The organism is Streptomyces sp. NBC_00620 (assembly GCF_026341825.1).
Taxonomy (GTDB): Bacteria; Actinomycetota; Actinomycetes; order Streptomycetales; family Streptomycetaceae; genus Streptomyces.
This window is the reverse complement of record NZ_JAPENY010000003.1, coordinates 1,263,035-1,280,975: the sequence shown is the minus strand read 5'-3', so window position 1 is coordinate 1,280,975 and position 17,941 is coordinate 1,263,035. Positions and strand designations below refer to the sequence as shown.

The 17,941-nt window shown below is 69.4% G+C and carries 15 protein-coding genes; 12 read left to right on the top strand and 3 right to left on the bottom strand.

What is annotated here, in order from left to right; translation table 11 throughout:
- Window positions 1–6: 6 nt before the first annotated feature.
- From OG246_RS36975 to frc, 6 genes are all read left to right on the top strand, one after another.
- Window positions 7–1,233: an amino acid ABC transporter substrate-binding protein gene (locus tag OG246_RS36975; protein ID WP_266473184.1), complete on the top strand. Its 1,227-nt coding sequence runs from the start codon at window positions 7–9 to the stop codon at window positions 1,231–1,233.
- Between the two features lies 1 nt (window position 1,234).
- Window positions 1,235–2,116, top strand: a complete 882-nt coding sequence (locus OG246_RS36970; RefSeq protein WP_266473183.1) for a branched-chain amino acid ABC transporter permease — start codon at window positions 1,235–1,237, stop codon at window positions 2,114–2,116.
- A complete protein-coding gene (locus OG246_RS36965) occupies window positions 2,113–3,975 on the top strand; it encodes an ATP-binding cassette domain-containing protein (RefSeq protein WP_266473182.1) in 1,863 nt (620 codons plus the stop codon). Before OG246_RS36970 ends, OG246_RS36965 begins: the two co-directional genes overlap by 4 nt.
- Window positions 3,969–4,700 carry an ABC transporter ATP-binding protein gene (locus OG246_RS36960; protein WP_266473180.1) on the top strand — a complete coding sequence of 244 codons (732 nt, stop codon included), beginning with the start codon at window positions 3,969–3,971 and terminating at the stop codon, window positions 4,698–4,700. Before OG246_RS36965 ends, OG246_RS36960 begins: the two co-directional genes overlap by 7 nt.
- Entirely contained in the window at window positions 4,697–5,764 is a 1,068-nt protein-coding gene (locus OG246_RS36955; RefSeq protein ID WP_266473178.1) for a S9 family peptidase, read from the top strand. Before OG246_RS36960 ends, OG246_RS36955 begins: the two co-directional genes overlap by 4 nt.
- Window positions 5,765–5,897: 133 nt before the next feature.
- Complete coding sequence (gene frc / locus OG246_RS36950) at window positions 5,898–7,127, top strand: formyl-CoA transferase (protein WP_266473176.1); 1,230 nt, start codon at window positions 5,898–5,900, stop codon at window positions 7,125–7,127.
- Between the two features lie 28 nt (window positions 7,128–7,155).
- Here the strand turns inward: frc and OG246_RS36945 are convergent, their stop codons facing one another.
- Window positions 7,156–7,338, bottom strand: a complete 183-nt coding sequence (locus OG246_RS36945) for a hypothetical protein (RefSeq protein WP_266473175.1) — start codon at window positions 7,336–7,338, stop codon at window positions 7,156–7,158.
- On the opposite strand from OG246_RS36945, the gene OG246_RS36940 reads away from it, so the two are divergent.
- Both OG246_RS36940 and OG246_RS36935 read left to right on the top strand, forming a co-directional pair.
- Window positions 7,337–9,625 (top strand): FdhF/YdeP family oxidoreductase, encoded by a 2,289-nt coding sequence (locus tag OG246_RS36940; protein ID WP_266473173.1) that lies wholly within the window; start codon window positions 7,337–7,339, stop codon window positions 9,623–9,625. The two genes, OG246_RS36945 and OG246_RS36940, sit on opposite strands and share 2 nt — an antisense overlap.
- Before the next feature lie 148 nt (window positions 9,626–9,773).
- Window positions 9,774–10,298: a carbonic anhydrase gene (locus OG246_RS36935; RefSeq protein WP_266473171.1), complete on the top strand. Its 525-nt coding sequence runs from the start codon at window positions 9,774–9,776 to the stop codon at window positions 10,296–10,298.
- Between the two features lie 16 nt (window positions 10,299–10,314).
- On the opposite strand, the gene OG246_RS36930 is transcribed toward OG246_RS36935, so the two are convergent.
- A complete protein-coding gene (locus tag OG246_RS36930) occupies window positions 10,315–11,010 on the bottom strand; it encodes a GntR family transcriptional regulator (protein ID WP_266473169.1) in 696 nt (231 codons plus the stop codon).
- A 231-nt stretch (window positions 11,011–11,241) separates the two neighbouring features.
- Here OG246_RS36930 and OG246_RS36925 point away from each other — a divergent pair, with 231 nt between their 5' ends.
- Window positions 11,242–12,042 (top strand): acyl-CoA dehydrogenase family protein, encoded by an 801-nt coding sequence (locus OG246_RS36925; RefSeq protein ID WP_266473168.1) that lies wholly within the window; start codon window positions 11,242–11,244, stop codon window positions 12,040–12,042.
- A 26-nt stretch (window positions 12,043–12,068) separates the two neighbouring features.
- Here OG246_RS36925 and OG246_RS36920 read toward each other — a convergent pair whose 3' ends face one another.
- Window positions 12,069–12,758: a GntR family transcriptional regulator gene (locus OG246_RS36920; RefSeq protein ID WP_266473167.1), complete on the bottom strand. Its 690-nt coding sequence runs from the start codon at window positions 12,756–12,758 to the stop codon at window positions 12,069–12,071.
- 261 nt (window positions 12,759–13,019) lie between these two features.
- On the opposite strand from OG246_RS36920, the gene OG246_RS36915 reads away from it, so the two are divergent.
- Genes OG246_RS36915 through fdhF form a run of 3 tightly spaced genes read left to right on the top strand, consistent with a single transcriptional unit; the run spans window position 13,020 to window position 17,928 of the window.
- Complete coding sequence (locus OG246_RS36915) at window positions 13,020–13,499, top strand: NAD(P)H-dependent oxidoreductase subunit E (RefSeq protein WP_266473166.1); 480 nt, start codon at window positions 13,020–13,022, stop codon at window positions 13,497–13,499.
- Entirely contained in the window at window positions 13,496–15,109 is a 1,614-nt protein-coding gene (locus OG246_RS36910) for an NADH-quinone oxidoreductase subunit NuoF (RefSeq protein ID WP_266473165.1), read from the top strand. The genes OG246_RS36915 and OG246_RS36910 overlap by 4 nt, the downstream gene beginning before the upstream one ends.
- Complete coding sequence (gene fdhF, locus OG246_RS36905; RefSeq protein ID WP_266473164.1) at window positions 15,106–17,928, top strand: formate dehydrogenase subunit alpha; 2,823 nt, start codon at window positions 15,106–15,108, stop codon at window positions 17,926–17,928. The genes OG246_RS36910 and fdhF overlap by 4 nt, the downstream gene beginning before the upstream one ends.
- Window positions 17,929–17,941 lie beyond the last annotated feature (13 nt).

The window sequence follows — 17,941 nt, the reverse complement described above, 5'->3', positions numbered from 1 at the left end:
GGCGTCATGGGTGGAACGAACGGGCTTTCCCGGCGGGAGTTCACAACCATCGGACTGGGGCTGGGACTTGTCCTGGTCGGCTGCTCGGGCGAGGGCTCGACCGGGGGCAGCGGCAAGGAGCTAGTCATCGGTGCCTCGTTGCCGCTGACCGGGCAGTTCTCGCAGCCGGGCCAGGAGGCCGAGCGCGGCTACCGGATCTGGCGCGAGATGGTCAACGCCGACGGCGGAATCCTCGGCCGCCAGATCCAGTTGAAGATCACCGACGACGCAAGCAGCCAGGACACGGTGGTCGCCGACTACACCCGGCTGATCACCCAGGACCGGGTGGACTTCCTGCTCGGCACCTTCTCCTCGCTGCTCAACTACCCGGCCTCCGCGGTCGCCGAGCGCCAGGGCATGGTCTTCGTCGAGCCCGCCGGCGGCGCGGAGAACATCTTCACGCGCGGCTTCGACAGGCTCTTCTTCGCCCAGCCCGCACTCTCCGCCGACCAGGCGAACACCTTCGTGGACTGGGTGAAGTCCCTGCCGGAGGCCGAACGTCCGGCCTCGGCCGCGTACACCACCCAGGACGACCCGTTCACCCGGCCGGTCATCGAGCGGCTCCAGGACCTGCTGGAGGACCTGGGAATCAAGACCGTGTACACCAGCGTCTATCCGGCCGAGACCACCAACATGCAGCCCATCGCCGCCGCCATAGCGGGCAGGAAGCCGGAACTCCTCGCGCACGGCGCGGTGTTCCAGGACGGCGTCGGACTCGTACGAGCCCTCAAGCAGCAGAACTTCTCGCCCAAGGCGCTCTTCCAGATGTCCGCGCCCAGCAACGCCGGGCAGTACAGCAAGGGCGTCGGCGAGGCCAACACCGAGGGAGTCTTCTACTCGGTCAGCTGGCACGAGAGCGCCCCGACCCCGCTCAACAAGGAGTTCGTGGCGGCGTACGCGAAGGAGTACGACAACGCCGTCCCGGCGGAGGACGCCGCCGATGCCTTCGCCGCCGCCCAGGTGCTACGGGCCGGTATCGAGGGGGCGGACGGCACCGACCAGGACAAGGTCGCGCAATGGCTGCACGGCAACGAGGTCGAGACCATCCTCGGCCCGCTGAAGTGGGACAAGCGCGGCGCGCCGCTCGGCAGCTTCCTGCTCGCCCAGTGGCAGAGCGGCAAGGTGCAGATCGTCTCGCCCGAGGAGGCCGCCACCGCCGAGAAGGCCATCTACCCCAAGCCGGGCTGGAGTTGATGTGGCGGAGTTCGTCCAGACGCTGGCCCTGGGGCTGCTGATCGGCGGGGTGTACGCGCTGATGGCCTCGGGCCTCACCCTGGTCTTCGGCGTCATGCGCGTCATCAACGTCGCCCAGGGGGCCTTCCTCGTCCTGTCGGCCTTCGTGACCTGGTGGGTGTGGCGGGCGACCGGCATCGACCCGATCGCACTGGCCGCCCTGACGACTCCGCTGATGTTCGGCTTCGGCTGGGTCTTCTACCGTCTGGTGGGGGCCCGGCTGCGGTCCGCTCCGCCGTCCATGTCGGTGCTGCTGATGTTCGGCGTGGCCCTTCTCATCGAGGGCCTGCTCAACGTGACCGCCGGCAACCGCTACCGGTCGGCCACCCCCGGGTACTTCGACGAGTCGTACACGCTGGGTCCCATCTCCCTGCCCAAGGCCCCGCTGTACGGATTCCTGGCCGCGCTCGCGGTTCTGGCCGCCTTCTACGCCGTCCTCAACCGGACCTGGACAGGGCGGGCGATCCGCGCCTGGGCGCAGAACCCGTCCGGCGCGGCCCTGGTGGGCGTGAGCGCCGTGCCCACCGCCACGCTCGCCTTCGCCCTGGGCACGGCCAGTACGGGCATGGGCGGCTCGGTGCTCTCCGTTCTGGTGCCGTTCTTCCCCGCCTCGCACTACGAGTGGATAGCCCGCATCCTCGGCATCATCGTCCTGGGCGGGCTCGGCAGCCTGCCGGGGGCGCTGACCGGCGCACTGATCCTCGGCCTCGCCGAGGCGCTGACCTCGGTGTACGTGTCCCCGCAGTGGTCGATCCTGGTGTTCTACGGCGTCATCATGGCGGTGCTGATCGTCCGTCCGCAGGGCCTGTTCGGCGCCCGGGTACGGGAGGACGTGGCTGCATGAAGACCGTGCTACCGCTTGGCGGCGTGAAGGCCGTGCTCACGCGGGCCGGGGCGAAGACAGCGGTCCCGGTCGTGGCGGTTGCGGCGGCCCTGGCTGTCTATCCGGTGCTGGGGATCGGCACCGAGTACCACCTGACGGTCGCCGTGCTCTGTCTGCTGCTCGCGGTCCAGGCGGTGAGCTGGAACATCCTTTCCGGGTACGCCGGTTACATCTCGCTCGGCCACAGTGCCTTCCTCGGCGCGGGCGCCTACATGGGCGGCATCGCCGCCGAACGCCTCGGCATCAACCCGCTGTTGTCCGCACCGCTCGGCGGGGTACTCGCGGCAGGCGTCGCGGTGGCGCTCGGCGCGGTCGTGCTGCGCTCGCGCGGCGCCGCCTTCGTCATCGTCACCATCGCGCTGCTGCTCACCCTCCAGGTCCTCGCGACCAACCTCACCCGACTGACGCACGGCAACCAGGGTTTGGCGATGCCGCTGCCGCCCTGGTCCCGCGAGACCGGCAACCTGCCCTTCTACTACCTCTTTCTGGGCCTGCTGATCCTCACCCTCGCCTTCAGCGCCTGGGTGCGGACCCGGAAACTCGGCGCCGGCCTGCTCGCCATCCGGGAGGACGAGGGCAAGGCCGCCGCCATCGGCATCCCCACCACCCGCTACAAGGTGACGGCCTTCGCGTCGGGCGCCTTCTTCACCGGAGTCGCGGGCGGAATCTACGGTTACTTCCTCTCCTACATCAGCCCCACCACCATGTTCGCCGTTCTGGCGAGCGTCATGGTGGTCCTCGCGGCCCTGATCGGCGGGCGCGGCAGCCTGTACGGGCCGGTGGTCGGCGCGTTCGTCGTCGCCATCGGCAGCGAGGCGGCCACCGTGTACGGCGGCGGGTCGAGCAGCAGGCTGCTGCTGTTCGGGGGGCTGCTCACGGGTGTGGTGCTGTTCCTGCCGCAGGGGCTGCTGCCGGGGGCGGCCGCCTGGTGGCGGGCACGGCATCCGCGAACGGTGGAGTACACCGACCAGGAAGGCGCGCTGGGGCGGCTGCCGCCCGTGGTGGCCTCGCGTGTGGAGCGGCCGGCGACCGGTGAACTCTTGCGGATCAGCGGGGTGTCGAAGAACTTCGGGGGACTGGTCGCGGTGGACGGCGCCGATCTCGTCGTACGGCGCGGCACCATCACCGGTCTGATCGGGCCCAACGGCTCGGGGAAGACCACCCTGTTCAACCTGGTCACCGGCACCCTGCGGGCCGACGTGGGGGAGATCACCTTCGAGGGGCGCCGGATCGACCGGATGCCTCCCTGGGAGCGCTGCCACCTCGGCCTGGGCCGTACCTTTCAGACCACCCGGCTGTTCGGTGGGATGAGCGTCCTGGAGAACGTCGTCGCACCGCTCCCCGACGGCCGCTGGCGTACGGCGGTACGAGGCGGAGTCACCGGCGCCGAGGCCGCGCGCGCCCGTGAACTCCTCGACTTCATGGGGCTTGGACGGTTCGCGGAGGAACCCGCGGGCTCACTGTCGTACGGGCAGCAGAAGCTGGTCGAACTCGCCCAGATCCTGATGCTCGACACCCGGCTGATCCTTCTCGACGAGCCCGCCGGGGGCATCAACCCGGCCCTGGTCGATCACTTGAAGGGCATCATCCGTCAACTCGCCGACCAGGGCGTCGGTTTCCTGCTCGTCGAGCACAACATCCCGCTCGTCCTGGACCTGTGCGACCCGGTGGTCGTCTTCTCGCAGGGCAGGCCGATCGCCGAGGGGCCGCCGGGGCTGATCCGCGACGATCCGGCGGTCCTGGAGGCGTACTTGGGGGAGCGGAAGGAGCCGCAGGACAAGTCACCGGAGCCGGAGAAGGAGGCGGATCAGCCGTGCTGACCCTCGACGGGGTGGTGGCGGGGTACGGGGGCGGCGACGTCCTGCACGGGGTGTTTCTGGAGTGCGCGCCGTCCACCGTGACCTGTGTCATCGGGCCCAACGGCGCCGGCAAGTCCACCGTCCTGCGGGTGATCTCGGGACTGCTGAACCCCCGTACCGGAGAGGTCCGGCTGGATGGCAGCCCCCTGTCGGGGCTCTCCCCGCGCGACATCCTGCGTCACGGCGTCGTACAAGTCCCGCAGTCCCAGGCGCTCTTCCCCAAGATGACCATTGCCGAGAACGTCCTGATGGGCGGCTACCTCATCCGCAAGGACCGTGCCCTGCTGCGCGCCCGGCTCGCCGCCGTGGAGGAACTCGTGCCCCTCGTACGCGAGCGGGCCGGGGAACCCGCCGGGAACCTCTCGGGCGGCCAGCGCCGCATGGTCGAGATCGGCCGGGGTCTGATGCTGGAGCCGAAGGTCGTGATGTTGGACGAGCCGTCCCTCGGCCTGGATCCCCAGAGCCTCGCGGCGGTCGCCGCACTGATCGAGCGCATCCACCTCGCGGGCGCCACCGTCCTGCTGGTCGAGCAGAACGTACGGATCGGGCTCGGCCTCGCCACCCACGGTGTCGTCATGGAAGGCGGCCGGGTCCGGCTCACCGGCAGGGCCGCCGAGATCGCCGCCCACCCCGACATCGGGCAGCTCTACCTGGGCGCCCCGACAACAGGAGGAGCAGGACCGTGACCAAGGACGCGCGCATCACCTCCGCCCTCGCCAACTGGGCCCCGCGCTTCACCACCAACGGCGTGATCGTCTCCGACTTCCAGGCGGTCACCGGCCCACTGGAGCACTGGGGGCAGTGGTGCGCCGCCTGGTCCGGAGCGGCGGCCGGGCACGAACGGCTCGGCCGCGACGCCCTCGCGCAGGGCCGTACCCGCTCAACCGGCGAACACCTCGCCAGGGCCGCCCTCTACTACCACTTCGGGAAGTTCCTGTACTTCGAGGACCCGGACGAGGCCCGCGATGCCCACCGCGCGGCGGTCCGGTGTCTGAACGACGCCCTGCCGCACCTCGACCCACCGGGACGCCGTATCGAGATCCCCTACCAGGGCGCCACGCTGGTGGGCGTACTCCGCATGCCCGCCGGTCCGGGCCCGCACCCCGCCGTACTGATGATCCCCGGACTCGACTCCGCCAAGGAGGAGTTCCGTACCACCGAACGCACCTTCCTCGACCGGGGGTTGGCCACCTTCTCCGTGGACGGCCCCGGCCAGGGCGAGGCCGAGTACGACCTGCCCATCACCGCGGCCTGGGAGGATCCCGGCCGCGCACTCATCGACGCCCTCGCCGCCCAGCCGGGCGTCGACGCCGGGCGGATCGCCGTCTGGGGGGTCAGCCTCGGCGGCTACTACGCCCCACGGGTGGCCGCAGGCGACGACCGGGTGCGCGCCTGCGTGGCGCTCGCCGGCCCCTACGACTTCGGAGCCGCCTGGGATCTCCTGCCACCCCTCACCCGCGCCGCCTTCCGTCACCGCTCCCACGCGCCGGACGAGTCTGCCGCGGCTCGGGCCGCTCGCGCCCTCACCCTGTCCGGCCGTACGAAGTCGATCACCTGCCCCCTCCTCGTCGTCACCGGCAAACGCGACCGCCTCTTCCCCTGGCAGGACGCCCGCCGCCTCGTCGAGGAGTCCTCAGGCCCCGCCGAACTCCTCGCGCTGGACGAGGGCAACCACGGCTGCGCGAACCTGCCCGCCCACCACCGCCCGTACACGGCGGACTGGCTCGCCCGGAGCGCGCTTCTCCGGTAGCCGGCGAAGCGAAAACCATCAGCGCCCTCTGGACATCCCTCGTTCGTGCCGCAACCATGAAGCAACTCCATACGGTATGCAATCTACAGTATGGGGCCCCTGGGATGGCGACACACAGAGTGAGGCGGCGATCATGACGAAGGCTCTCGAGGGCGTGCGCGTCCTGGATATGACGCACGTTCAGTCCGGCCCGTCCGCAACGCAGATCCTCGCGTGGCTCGGTGCCGATGTGGTCAAGGTCGAGGCGCCGACCGGTGACATCACGCGCAAGCAGCTGCGCGACATCCCGGACGTGGACAGCCTCTACTTCACGATGCTCAACAGCAACAAGCGCAGCATCACCCTCAACACCAAGACCGAGCGCGGCAAAGAGATCCTCACGGAGCTGATCCGGGGCTCCGACGTGATGGTCGAGAACTTCGGACCCGGCGCCATCGACCGCATGGGCTTCACCTGGGACCGCATCCGCGAGATCAACCCCCGCATCGTGTACGCCTCCATCAAGGGCTTCGGCGAAGGCCCGTACACCAACTACAAGGCGTACGAGGTCGTCGCCCAGGCCATGGGCGGGTCGATGGCGACCACCGGCTTCGAGGACGGCCCGCCGCTCGCGACGGGCGCGCAGATCGGCGACTCCGGCACCGGTATGCACGCCGTGGCGGGGATCCTCGCCGCTCTCTTCCAGCGCACCCACACCGGTCGCGGCCAGCGGGTCAACGTCGCGATGCAGCACGCCGTGCTCAACCTCTGCCGGGTGAAACTGCGCGATCAGCAGCGGCTCGCGCACGGCCCGCTCGCGGAGTTCCCGAACGAGGACTTCGGCGACGAGGTGCCGCGCTCGGGCAACGCGAGCGGCGGCGGGCAGCCGGGCTGGGCGGTCAGGTGCGCGCCGGGCGGCCCGAACGACTACGTGTACGTGATCGTCCAGCCCGTCGGCTGGAAGCCGATCAGCGAACTCATCGGCCGGCCCGAGCTGGCCGAGGACCCCGAGTGGGCCACCCCCGAGATCAGGCTGCCCAAGCTCGGGAAGATGTTCCAGCTCATCGAGGAATGGACCAGCACCCTCTCCAAGATGGAGGTGCTCGAGGCGCTCAACGCCCACCACATCCCTTGCGGCCCGGTCCTGTCCACCAAGGAGATCATCGAGGACGCCTCGCTCGCCGCCAACGAGATCGTCGTCGAGGTCGAGCACCCCGAGCGCGGAACGTACGTCACGGTCGGCAACCCCCTGAAACTCTCCGACTCCCCGGTCAAGGTGGAGCGGTCCCCGCTGCTCGGCGAGCACAACGAGGAGATCTACCTCCGCGAGCTCGGCCTCTCCCGCGACGAGCTGCCGCTGCTCAAGGCCCAGGGTGTGATCTGACCGACTGCCGTCCACCCGGCGACCCTCGTCAGGGCAGGTCAGAAGGGGTGCCGACCGTTTGATAGACGGCTTCTATCGCGTGGAAGTTGTTCTCTCTTTGACTACTTCTCAAGGCCTGGCCGAAGCTGATCACGAGCGGGATTTCGGTTCCCGCCGCGGCGCTGGATTTGTCGTGCGCGCGGGAGCGGCAGAAAGGCACAGGCCAGATCATGAGCACCATCGAGGACCCGGAAGACCGACTGGAAGTCACCCCGCCCAAGACCTGGGCGACCGGACTCCCCGCCGTCACACACGCGATCCAGTACTCGCTGGGCCAGACCTCGGTCCGGCGCACGGCGCTGACCCTGCTGAACATCAACCAGACCAAGGGCTTCGACTGCCCCGGCTGCGCCTGGCCGGAACCCGCGCCGGGCCACCGGGCCAAGAACGAGTACTGCGAGAACGGCGCCAAGCACATCAACGACGAGGCGACCTCACGCCGCGTCACCGCCGACTTCTTCCGGGAACACTCGGTGTCCGAGCTGGGCCAGAAGTCCGACTACTGGCTCAACCAACAGGGCAGGCTGACCGAACCCATGGTCAAGCGGCCCGGCTCGGACCACTACGAGCCGATCGGCTGGGACGACGCCCTCGGTCTGCTCGCCGAGGAACTGCGCCTGCTCGAATCGCCCGACGAAGCCCTCTTCTACACCTCGGGCCGGCTCAACAACGAGGCCGCCTTCCTCCTCCAGCTCTTCGCCCGGGCCTTCGGCACGAACAACCTGCCCGACTGCAGCAACATGTGCCACGAGTCCAGCGGCTCCGCGCTCGGGGAGACGCTGGGCATCGGCAAGGGCAGCGTGAGCCTGGACGACATCCACCACTCCGACCTCGTCTTCGTGGTGGGCCAGAACCCGGGCACCAACCACCCGCGGATGCTCTCCGCGCTGGAGGAGACCAAGCTGAACGGCGGCCACATCGTCGCCGTGAACCCGCTGCCCGAGGCCGGCCTCATGCGGTTCAAGCACCCGCAGAAGGCCCGCGGAATCGTCGGCCGCGGCACCGCCATCGCCGACCAGTTCCTCCAGATCCGCCCTGGCGGCGACCTCGCGCTCTTCCAGGCGCTGAACCTGCTCCTGCTGGAGGCCGAGGAAGCCGCGCCGGGAACGGTCCTCGACCACGGATTCATCGACGTGTCCACGATCGGCTTCGAAGCGTTCGCCGCGCAGGCCCGCAAGGCCAACTGGGACGACATCCTCGACGCCACGGGTCTCACCCGCGAGGAGATCGAGGCGGTGGGCGAGCGGGTCCTCGCCGCGGAGAACATCATCGTCTGCTGGGCGATGGGGCTCACCCAGCAGAAGCACGCCGTCCCCACCATCCGTGAGGTCGTCAACTTCCTCATGCTGCGCGGCAACATCGGCAAACCCGGAGCGGGTGTCTGCCCGGTGCGCGGCCACAGCAATGTGCAGGGCGACCGGACCATGGGCATCTGGGAGCGGATGCCGCAGAGCTTCCTGGACGCCCTGGAGCGCGAGTTCGCCTTCACCCCGCCCACCAAGCACGGCCTGGACTCGGTGAACGCCATCCGGGCCATGCGCGACGGCGAGGCCAAGGTCTTCGTCGGGGTCGCCGGAAACTTCATCAGGGCCACGCCCGACAGCGACGTCACCGAGCGGGCGATGCGACGGTGCCGTCTCACCGCGCACATCTCCACCAAGCTCAACCGCTCCCACACCGTCTGCGGAGACACCGCGCTGATCCTGCCCACCCTGGGCCGCAGCGACCGGGACATCCAGGCGAGCGGCGAGCAGTTCATCACCGTCGAGGACTCCATGAGCGAGGTGCACGCCTCCCGGGGCCGCCTGCACCCGGCCTCACCGCACCTGCTCAGCGAGGTGGCGATCATCTCGCGGCTGGCCCGGCGGACCCTGGGCGACCAACCGTCCATCCCCTGGGAGAAGTTCGAGGCGGACTACGGCACGATCCGCGACCGGATCTCCCGGGTCGTCCCGGGCTTCGACGACTTCAGCGTCCGGGTCGACCGGCCGGGCGGCTTCCGGCTGCCCAACCCGGTGAACTCCGGGGTGTTCCCGACCCCGAGCGGCAAGGCCGTCTTCACCTGCAACGACTTCGAGATGCTGAGCGCACCCGCGGGGCATCTGCTGCTCCAGACGCTGCGCTCGCACGACCAGTGGAACACCATCCCGTACGCCATGAACGACCGCTACCGGGGCATCCACAACGGCCGCCGCGTGGTCCTGGTGAACCCCGTCGACCTGGAGGCGCTCGGGCTCGCCGACCGCAGCGAGGTGGACCTGGTGAGCGTGTGGCGCGACGGCGTGGAACGCCGTGCGGAGAAGTTCCGGGTGGTCTCCTATCCGACCACTCCCGGTTCCGCCGCCGCGTACTACCCGGAGACCAACGTCCTGGTGCCGCTGGACAGCGTGGCCGACATCAGTAACACCCCTACGTCGAAGGGTGTCGTCGTCCGGCTCGAACCCGCGGCCGTCGCCTGAGACAGCACCCCATTCCTCAGTGCGTCCCTTGTACGCACTCTGGACAAGGGGCCGCACGGTTACGAATACTGGCTACTTCATACCGTATACAGATCGCCGTATGTAGATCCTCTTTCTCAGGCGTTCGACCGGAGTGAGGTAGCCCAGCATGTTGACACCAACACCCCGTCTAAGCGGGACGGTCACCGACCGGCTCCTTGAAGCCAATCGCGCGTACGCCGCCGGATTCGCCGACCCCGGCATGGGCGCCCGCCCCGTCCTGCGCGTCGCCGTCGTGGCCTGCATGGACGCCCGGATCGACCTGCATGCCGCGCTCGGCCTGGAGCTGGGCGACTGCCACACCGTCCGCAACGCGGGCGGAGTGGTCACCGACGACACGATCCGCTCCCTGACGATCAGTCAGCGCGCCCTCGGCACTCGCAGTGTCATCCTCATCCACCACACCGGCTGCGGTCTGCAGAGCCTGACCGAGGACTTCCGGATCGAGCTGGAGATGGAGGTCGGGCAGCGGCCGGCCTGGGCCGTCGAAGCCTTCACGGATGTCGATCAGGACGTACGCCAGTCGATGCAGCGGGTGCGCACCTCGCCGTTCCTGCCGCACACCGACGATGTGCGGGGATTCGTCTTCGACGTGTCGACGGGGCTGCTGCGGGAGATAGACCCGGGGCAGTGAACCGCTCGCGCCCCGGTCACCGGGTGCGGCGGGCGGTCACCGCGGCGATCTGCTCGCAGTAGAAGTCGGCGGTGTTCCGGGTGTGCCGGCGCATGAGCTGTTCGGCACGCTCGGGATCTCCGTCGGCGATCGCCTGGATGATCTGGGCGTGTTCGCTCCAGGCGTCCGTGCCGCGCGGCTTGGCGATGGGCATGTAGTACCAGCGCACGCGCCGGTCGACCTGGGGGATGAGTTCCGCCAGGACCGCGTTGCGGGACAGGTGCGTGATGTGGCCGTGCAGGGCGGCGTTGGCCTCGACGATGGCGCGGGCGTCGCCGGCCGCGAGGGCGGTGAGCCCCACCTGCTGCAGTTCCCACAGGCGGTCGACGTCGTGGGGTGTGGCGTGTTCCGCGGCGCCGCGTGCGGAGTGGGTCTCCAGGACGCCCCGGACGCTGAGGAGCTGGGCGCACTCCTCCGGAGTGGGGGAGTGGACGAACGCGCCCTGGGCCGGCCGCAGATCGACCCAGCCGGTGGTGTGCAGCCGTTGCAGCGCTTCGCGGATGGGCTGGCGGCTGACGCCGAGATGGTCGGCGAGCTCGGCCTCGACGAGGTGCTGGCCCGGCTTGAGGGTGCCGTTGATGATCAGGTCGGTCAGAGCGTCGTAGACGGCCTGACGCAGCGGAGCGGGCCGGGCGATCGGGCCGCGGGCTGCCACGGTGGGCGTGTCGGGCATGGAACCCTCCCCCTCGTTGGACTGCTGTCCCGAAGCCTCTGGCTTCGGGATACTGACTGTAGTATGCAATAGCCACTCTGAGTGCCGTCCGTGACGCGAATTCGCGGAAATCGCCTCCCCCTCGCCAATTGCCCCCTCCTCACCTCTGGCGCATCCAACCGGATGCAGAATACTGTATGCAATCATGTGCGCCGCACAGCAGAGCTGCGCTCCCGAGGAGGGGGTCACCCCGTGTCGTACCGCACCGCTCTCTCTGAAGTCCTCAGGACCGTCATCGTGCCGACCGCCGAAGCGACCGGCACGCGGGCGAAGTTCCCCCGTGCCTCCGTGACGGCCCTCGGCCGCGCCGGGCTGCTGGGGCTCACCGTCTCCACGGAATTCGGCGGCCTCGGAATGGGCCTGCCGGAAGCCGCCGAGGTGGTCGCGCGGATCGCCCGTATCTGCCCGGCGACCGCGGCCGTGCTCCAGTCCCACTACGCGGCGGTCGCCGTCATCGAGTCGTACGGCAGCCCCTGGGTCCGTGGCGAGATCGCCGCCGGACGCCATCTCGGCAGCCTGGCGCTTGCCGAGGACGACCCCGCCGAACAGGGTGTGCAGGGGGAGTTCTGGGCGTCACGCTCCACCGCCGCGCGCTCCGGTGACGTGGTCGCGCTGCGTGCCCGTAAACACCAGGTGGTCGCGGCGGGGGAGGCCGACAGCTATGTCTGGTCCTCCAGGCCGCTCACCGGGCCGGACGGCCTGACCCTCTGGGTGGTTCCGGCGCACGCCCCGGACCTGTTCGTGCCGGCCAGACCGGACGGGGGAGGGCCGCACGGCAGCGCGACGTCCACCGTGTTCGCCGATCCGGTGCTGGTTCCCGCCGACGCGATGCTCGGAGCGGACGGCGGAGGGCTCGACATCGTGCTGCGTACGGTCCTGCCGTGGCTGCTCGAACTGCAGGCGGCCGTCGGCGCGGAGGCGGCCCATCCGGCGGTGGCCGACGTCTCGCTCCGGTCCGCCCGCCGCGCCGCCGACTCTCTCGCGGCGTCCTGAACCCGGCCGTGGGGCAGTTCGGGCGGTCAGTTCTGGGCGGCCCCGGCGGCGATCTGCTTGCGGTAGAAGTCGGTGGTGCGTTCGGTGTGCTTGCGCATGATCTCGCTCGCGCGGTCCGGGTCTCCCTTGGCGATGGCCTTGATGAGCTGCGAGTGCTCGTTCCAGGCTTCCTTGCCGCGGGGCTGGGCGATCGGCGTGTAGTACCAGCGCACCTTCTGGCCCACCAGCGAGATCAACTCGGACAGTACGGCGTTGTCGGCGACGGAGGTGACGAAGGCGTGCAGCGCGGTGTTGGCGGCGACCAGGCGTTCGACATCGCCCGCGGCGAGCGCTTCGACGCCCTCCTCCTGCAGCTCCCAGAGCCGTACGACGTCCTCGGGCTTCGCGTTCTCGGCGGCGAGCTGGGCCGAGTAGGTCTCCAGGACCGCGCGGACGCTGAGCAGCTGGGCGGCCTCCACCTCGGTGGGGGAGTGCACGAAGGCGCCCTGGGCGGGACGGAGGTCCACCCAGCCGTTGGTCTGGAGGCGCTGCAGGGCTTCGCGGACCGGCTGGCGGCTGACACCGAGGTGTTCGGCGAGCTCGGCTTCGACGAGGTGCTGGCCGGGCTTGAGCGAGCCGCTGACGATCAGTTCGGTCAGCGCGTCGTAGACGGCCTGGCGCAGCGGTGCCGGGCGGGTGACGCGCCGGGACGCAGCGGCCGTGAGTGCCTCGCGCATGGGAGCCCCGTTCTGCCACCGGGCCTGTGGGGCCGACGGCTTTGCCAAGTGGTGGCCGCCGAGAGGGTTGCCGACGGCGGGCCTCAGCATACAGGTTTTGGTATGCAAGATGGCGTCCGCGGTTCCGTGGCGGAACGCGACTGGATGTGGCTGAGTGCGGCCGGGTGTGGCTGAGTGCGGTTGAGTTCTGTATACAGAAGCCTGTATGGGGTATTGTCTCAGTCCCCTGCAAGCATCGCTATCGGCTCTTGGAGAGCGATCATGACGACCAGCGGGAGTGACGTGACGGTCGAGCACGTGGTGCGGAGGGTGGCCGCCCGCCACCGGGGAGAGCGGGGTGCACTGCTGCCCGTACTGCACGCCGTCCAGGCCGAGTTGGGCCATGTGCCGCAGGAGGCGATACCGGTACTCGCCGACGAGTTCAACCTCTCCCGTGCGGACGTCCACGGAGTGGTGACCTTCTACCACGACTTCCGCCGCGAGCCCGCCGGACGCACCACGGTACGGATCTGCCGTGCCGAGGCCTGTCAGGCCCTGGGAGCCAACAGTCTGGTGGGCTACGCCCGCGAGGCCGGACTTTCCCTGGGGGAGACGACGGCGGACGGCGCGGTGACCGTGGAGCAGGTCTTCTGCCTCGGCAACTGCGCCCTGGGGCCGGCGGTGGAGGTGAACGGCCGACTGCATGGACGAGTGAGCCCGGCCGGTCTGGGCGCGATCCTCAACGGGACGGTGTCATCGTGAACAACACTTCGCAGGCCACGGCGAAGGTCTACGTCCCCCGCGACTCGGCCGCCAGGTCCGTCGGCGCGGACGAGGTCGCGGACGCCCTTCAACTGGCCGCGGTCGGAGGTGACTTCGACATCGAACTCGTACGCAACGGATCGCGCGGCATGCTCTGGCTGGAGCCGCTCGTCGAGGTGGTGACCCCGCAGGGCCGCGTCGGCTACGGACCGGTGGCCCCCTCGGACGTGGAGGAACTCCTCGCCGCCGGCATGCTCGACGGCGCCGACCACCCGCTGCGGCTCGGCATCGTCGACGAACTGCCCTGGCTGGCACGCCAGAACCGCGTCACCTTCGCCAGAATCGGCGTCACCGACCCCCTGTCGACCGAGGACTATGTGGAGCACGGCGGACTCGCGGGGCTGAAAGCGGCCCTGGCCCTCGCTCCCGAGGACGTGGTCACGGAGGTCACCGATTCCGGACTGCGCGGCCGCGGCGGCGCGGGATTCCCGGCCGGTATCAAGTGGAAGACCGTGCTCGGTTGCACGGACGAGCTCAAGTTCGTCTGCTGCAACGCGGACGAGGGCGACAGCGGGACCTTCGCCGACCGGATGGTCATGGAGGGCGACCCGTTCATGCTCATCGAGGGCATGACGATCGCCGCACACGCGGTGGGAGCGAGCGAGGGCTACCTCTACATCCGCTCGGAGTACCCCGACGCGGTGGCCACGATGCGCGCGGCGATCGGCATCGCCCGCGAACACGGCTGGCTCGGCAAGGGCATCCTCGGCTCCGCGCTCGACTTCGACCTGCATGTCCGGGTCGGCGCCGGAGCGTACATCTGCGGCGAGGAGACCTCCATGCTGGAAAGCCTGGAGGGCAAGCGCGGCACGGTCCGCGCGAAGCCGCCGATCCCCGCGATCGAGGGCCTGTTCGGCAAACCGACCGTCGTGAACAACGTCCTCACGCTGGCCACCGTCCCCGTCGTGCTCGCGGACGGCGCGAAGGCCTACCAGGAACTCGGCGTCGAACGCTCCCGCGGCACCCAGGTGTTCCAGCTCGGCGGCAACATCGCGCACGGCGGCATCGTGGAGACCGCGTTCGGCGTCACCCTGCGCGAACTCGTCGAGGACTACGGCGGCGGTACGTTCTCCGGGCGCCCGGTGCGCACGGTGCAGGTCGGCGGCCCGCTCGGCGCCTATCTGCCGACGTCGATGTTCGATCTGCCGATGGACTACGAGGCGTTCGCGGCGGCCGGCGCGATGGTCGGACACGGCGGTCTCGTGGTGTTCGACGACAGCGTCGACATGGCTGCCCAGGCGCGCTTCGCGATGGAGTTCTGCGCGGAGGAGTCCTGCGGCAAGTGCACACCCTGCCGGGTCGGTTCGGTACGCGGTGTCGAGGCGATCGACAGAATTGTGGCCGGTGAACACCGGGACGAGAACCTGGCGTTGCTCGAGGACCTCTGCGACCTGATGACCGACGGCTCGCTCTGCGCGATGGGCGGCCTGACGCCGATGCCCGTACGCAGCGCCATCACTCACTTCCCCGACGACTTCCTCGGCGGCCGTCGAACGCTGGAGATCCAACCCGTAACCGCGACCGGCACGAGGACGGAGGGCACGGCATGACACTGCTCAAGGAACCCGACTTCGGCACCCCGGAGAGGCCCGGCGAGGCGACTGTCTCGGTGGAGGTCGACGGGATGCCGGTGACCGTGCCGGAAGGCACCTCGGTGATGCGCGCAGCCGCGCAGGCCGGGATCGACATACCCAAACTGTGCGCCACCGACAGCCTCGAGCCCTTCGGCTCCTGCCGGCTGTGCGTGGTGGAGATCGACGGCCGGCGCGGCACCCCGGCGTCCTGCACCACACCGTGCGCCGACGGGATGCAGGTGAGGACGCAGACGCCGAAGGTGGAGAAGCTCCGCCAGGGCGTCATGGAGCTCTACATCTCCGACCATCCGCTGGACTGTCTGACCTGCCCGGCCAACGGTGACTGCGAGTTGCAGGACATGGCGGGCGTGGTCGGGCTGCGGCAGGTGCGGTACGGCTACGAGGGCGAGAACCACCTCGACGCCGAGAAGGACACCTCCAACCCCTACTTCGACTTCGACCCGTCCAAGTGCATCGCCTGCTCCCGCTGCGTGCGGGCCTGCGGCGAGGTACAGGGCACGTTCGCGCTGACCATCGAGGGGCGCGGCTTCGAGTCCAAGGTCTCGGCGGGCGCCGGCGAGACCTTCATGGACTCCGAGTGCGTCTCCTGCGGGGCCTGCGTACAGGCCTGCCCGACCTCGACGCTCCAGGAGAAGTCGGTCGTCGAACTCGGCATGCCCACCCGGTCGGTGATCACCACCTGCGCCTACTGCGGTGTCGGCTGTTCCTTCAAGGCCGAGCTGCGCGGCGACGAACTGATCCGGATGGTGCCCCACAAGGACGGCGGCGCCAACGAGGGCCACTCCTGCGTGAAGGGCCGCTTCGCCTTCGGATACGCCTCGCACCCCGACCGCATGCTCAAGCCCATGGTCCGCGAAAGGATCACCGATCCCTGGCGCGAGGTCGAGTGGGAAGAGGCCATCGGCACGGTCGCCACCAAGATGCGTGAACTCCAGGGCCGGTACGGGCCGAGTTCGATCGGCGCCATCTCCTCCTCGCGCTGCACCAACGAGGAGGTCTACGTCGTACAGAAGATGGTGCGCGCGGCCTTCGGCAACAACAACATCGACACCTGCGCCCGGGTCTGTCACTCCCCGACGGGGTACGGACTCAAGCAGACCTTCGGTGAGTCGGCGGGCACCCAGGACTTCCGCTCGGTGGCCGAGGCCGACGTCATCATGGTGATCGGGGCCAACCCCACCGACGGGCACCCGGTGTTCGCCTCCCGGATGAAGCGCCGGCTGCGTGAGGGCGCCGAGTTGATCGTGGTCGACCCGCGCCGCATCGACCTGGTGCGCTCGCCGCACATCGAGGCCGCGCACCACCTCCAGCTCAAGCCGAGCACGAACGTCGCGGTCGTCAACGCCATGGCGCATGTGGTGGTCACCGAGGGCCTGGCCGATCTGGCCTTCGTGGCGCAGCGCTGCGAAGGGTTCGCCGAGTGGGCCGAGTTCGTCGCCCGTCCGGAGAACAGCCCGGAGGCCACCGAGGAGGTCAGCGGCGTACCGTCCGAGGAACTGCGGGCCGCTGCCCGGCTGTACGCGGCGGCGCCCAACGGGGCCATCTACTATGGCCTCGGCGTCACCGAGCACAGCCAGGGCTCGACCATGGTCATGGGAATGGCCAACCTCGCGATGGCGTGCGGCAACGTCGGCCGTGACGGTGTCGGCATCAACCCGCTGCGCGGTCAGAACAACGTGCAGGGCTCGTGCGACATGGGCTCGTTCCCGCACGAACTGCCCGGCTACCGGCACGTCTCCGACGACGCCGTGCGCGAGGTCTTCGAGAGGCTCTGGGGCGGCACGCTGCTGTCCGAGCCGGGACTGCGCATCCCCAACATGTTCGACGCCGCGATCGACGGCACCTTCCGGGGCCTGTTCGTGCACGGTGAGGACATCGCCCAGTCCGACCCGAACCTCAAGCACGTCACCGCCGCCCTCGAGGCGATGGAACTGGTCGTCGTACAGGACCTGTTCCTCAACGAGACGGCCAAGTTCGCGCACGTCTTCCTGCCCGGCGCGTCCTTCCTGGAGAAGGACGGCACCTTCACCAACGCCGAGCGCCGGATCAACCGGGTGCGCGCGGTGATGAAGCCGAAGACGGGCAAGCACGAGTGGCAGATCATCAGCGAGATCGCCACCGCGATGGGCTACGCCATGTCCTACGACCACCCGAGCCAGATCATGGACGAGATCGCCTCGGTCACGCCGACCTTCACCGGCGTCTCCTTCCAGGTCCTCGACAAGCTCGGCAGCGTCCAGTGGCCCTGCAACGAGTCGGCGCCCGAGGGCACCCCGGTCATGCACGTCGACGAATTCGTGCGCGGCAAGGGCAAGTTCGTGGTCACCAACTACGTGCCGACCGACGAACGCAGCACCCGGCGCTTCCCGCTGGTCCTGACCACGGGCCGCATCCTCAGCCAGTACAACGTGGGCGCGCAGACCCGCCGTACCGGCAATGTCGCCTGGCACCCCGAGGACATCCTGGAACTGCACCCGCACGATGCCGAGACCCGCGGCATCAAGGACGGCGACCTGGTGACGCTGGCCAGCCGGGTCGGGCAGACGACCCTGCACGCGGAGATCTCCGACCGGATGCCGGCCGGCGTCGTCTACACCACGTTCCACCATCCGGTGACCGGCGCCAACGTGGTGACCACGGAGAACTCGGACTGGGCGACCAACTGCCCGGAGTACAAGGTGACCGCCGTACAGGTCGGCCTCGCGCACCCGCTCGGGCAGAGCGGCACCGAGGTCGTCGAGGACGATCACCAACTCGTCACGGTGGTGGACTGAGATGGCGGGCGGG

What these genes read in the sequence shown, in the direction of transcription:
- OG246_RS36975 (WP_266473184.1), top strand. Translation starts at nt 7, where the DNA reads ATGGGTGGAACGAACGGGCTTTCCCGGCGGGAGTTCACAACCATCGGA.
- OG246_RS36945 (WP_266473175.1), bottom strand. Translation starts at nt 7,338, where the DNA reads ATGATCTGGCCTGTGCCTTTCTGCCGCTCCCGCGCGCACGACAAATCC.
- OG246_RS36930 (WP_266473169.1), bottom strand. Translation starts at nt 11,010, where the DNA reads ATGCCCGACACGCCCACCGTGGCAGCCCGCGGCCCGATCGCCCGGCCC.
- OG246_RS36935 (WP_266473171.1), top strand. Translation starts at nt 9,774, where the DNA reads ATGTTGACACCAACACCCCGTCTAAGCGGGACGGTCACCGACCGGCTC.
- OG246_RS36920 (WP_266473167.1), bottom strand. Translation starts at nt 12,758, where the DNA reads ATGCGCGAGGCACTCACGGCCGCTGCGTCCCGGCGCGTCACCCGCCCG.
- OG246_RS36940 (WP_266473173.1), top strand. Translation starts at nt 7,337, where the DNA reads ATGAGCACCATCGAGGACCCGGAAGACCGACTGGAAGTCACCCCGCCC.
- OG246_RS36965 (WP_266473182.1), top strand. Translation starts at nt 2,113, where the DNA reads ATGAAGACCGTGCTACCGCTTGGCGGCGTGAAGGCCGTGCTCACGCGG.
- OG246_RS36915 (WP_266473166.1), top strand. Translation starts at nt 13,020, where the DNA reads ATGACGACCAGCGGGAGTGACGTGACGGTCGAGCACGTGGTGCGGAGG.
- fdhF (WP_266473164.1), top strand. Translation starts at nt 15,106, where the DNA reads ATGACACTGCTCAAGGAACCCGACTTCGGCACCCCGGAGAGGCCCGGC.
- frc (WP_266473176.1), top strand. Translation starts at nt 5,898, where the DNA reads ATGACGAAGGCTCTCGAGGGCGTGCGCGTCCTGGATATGACGCACGTT.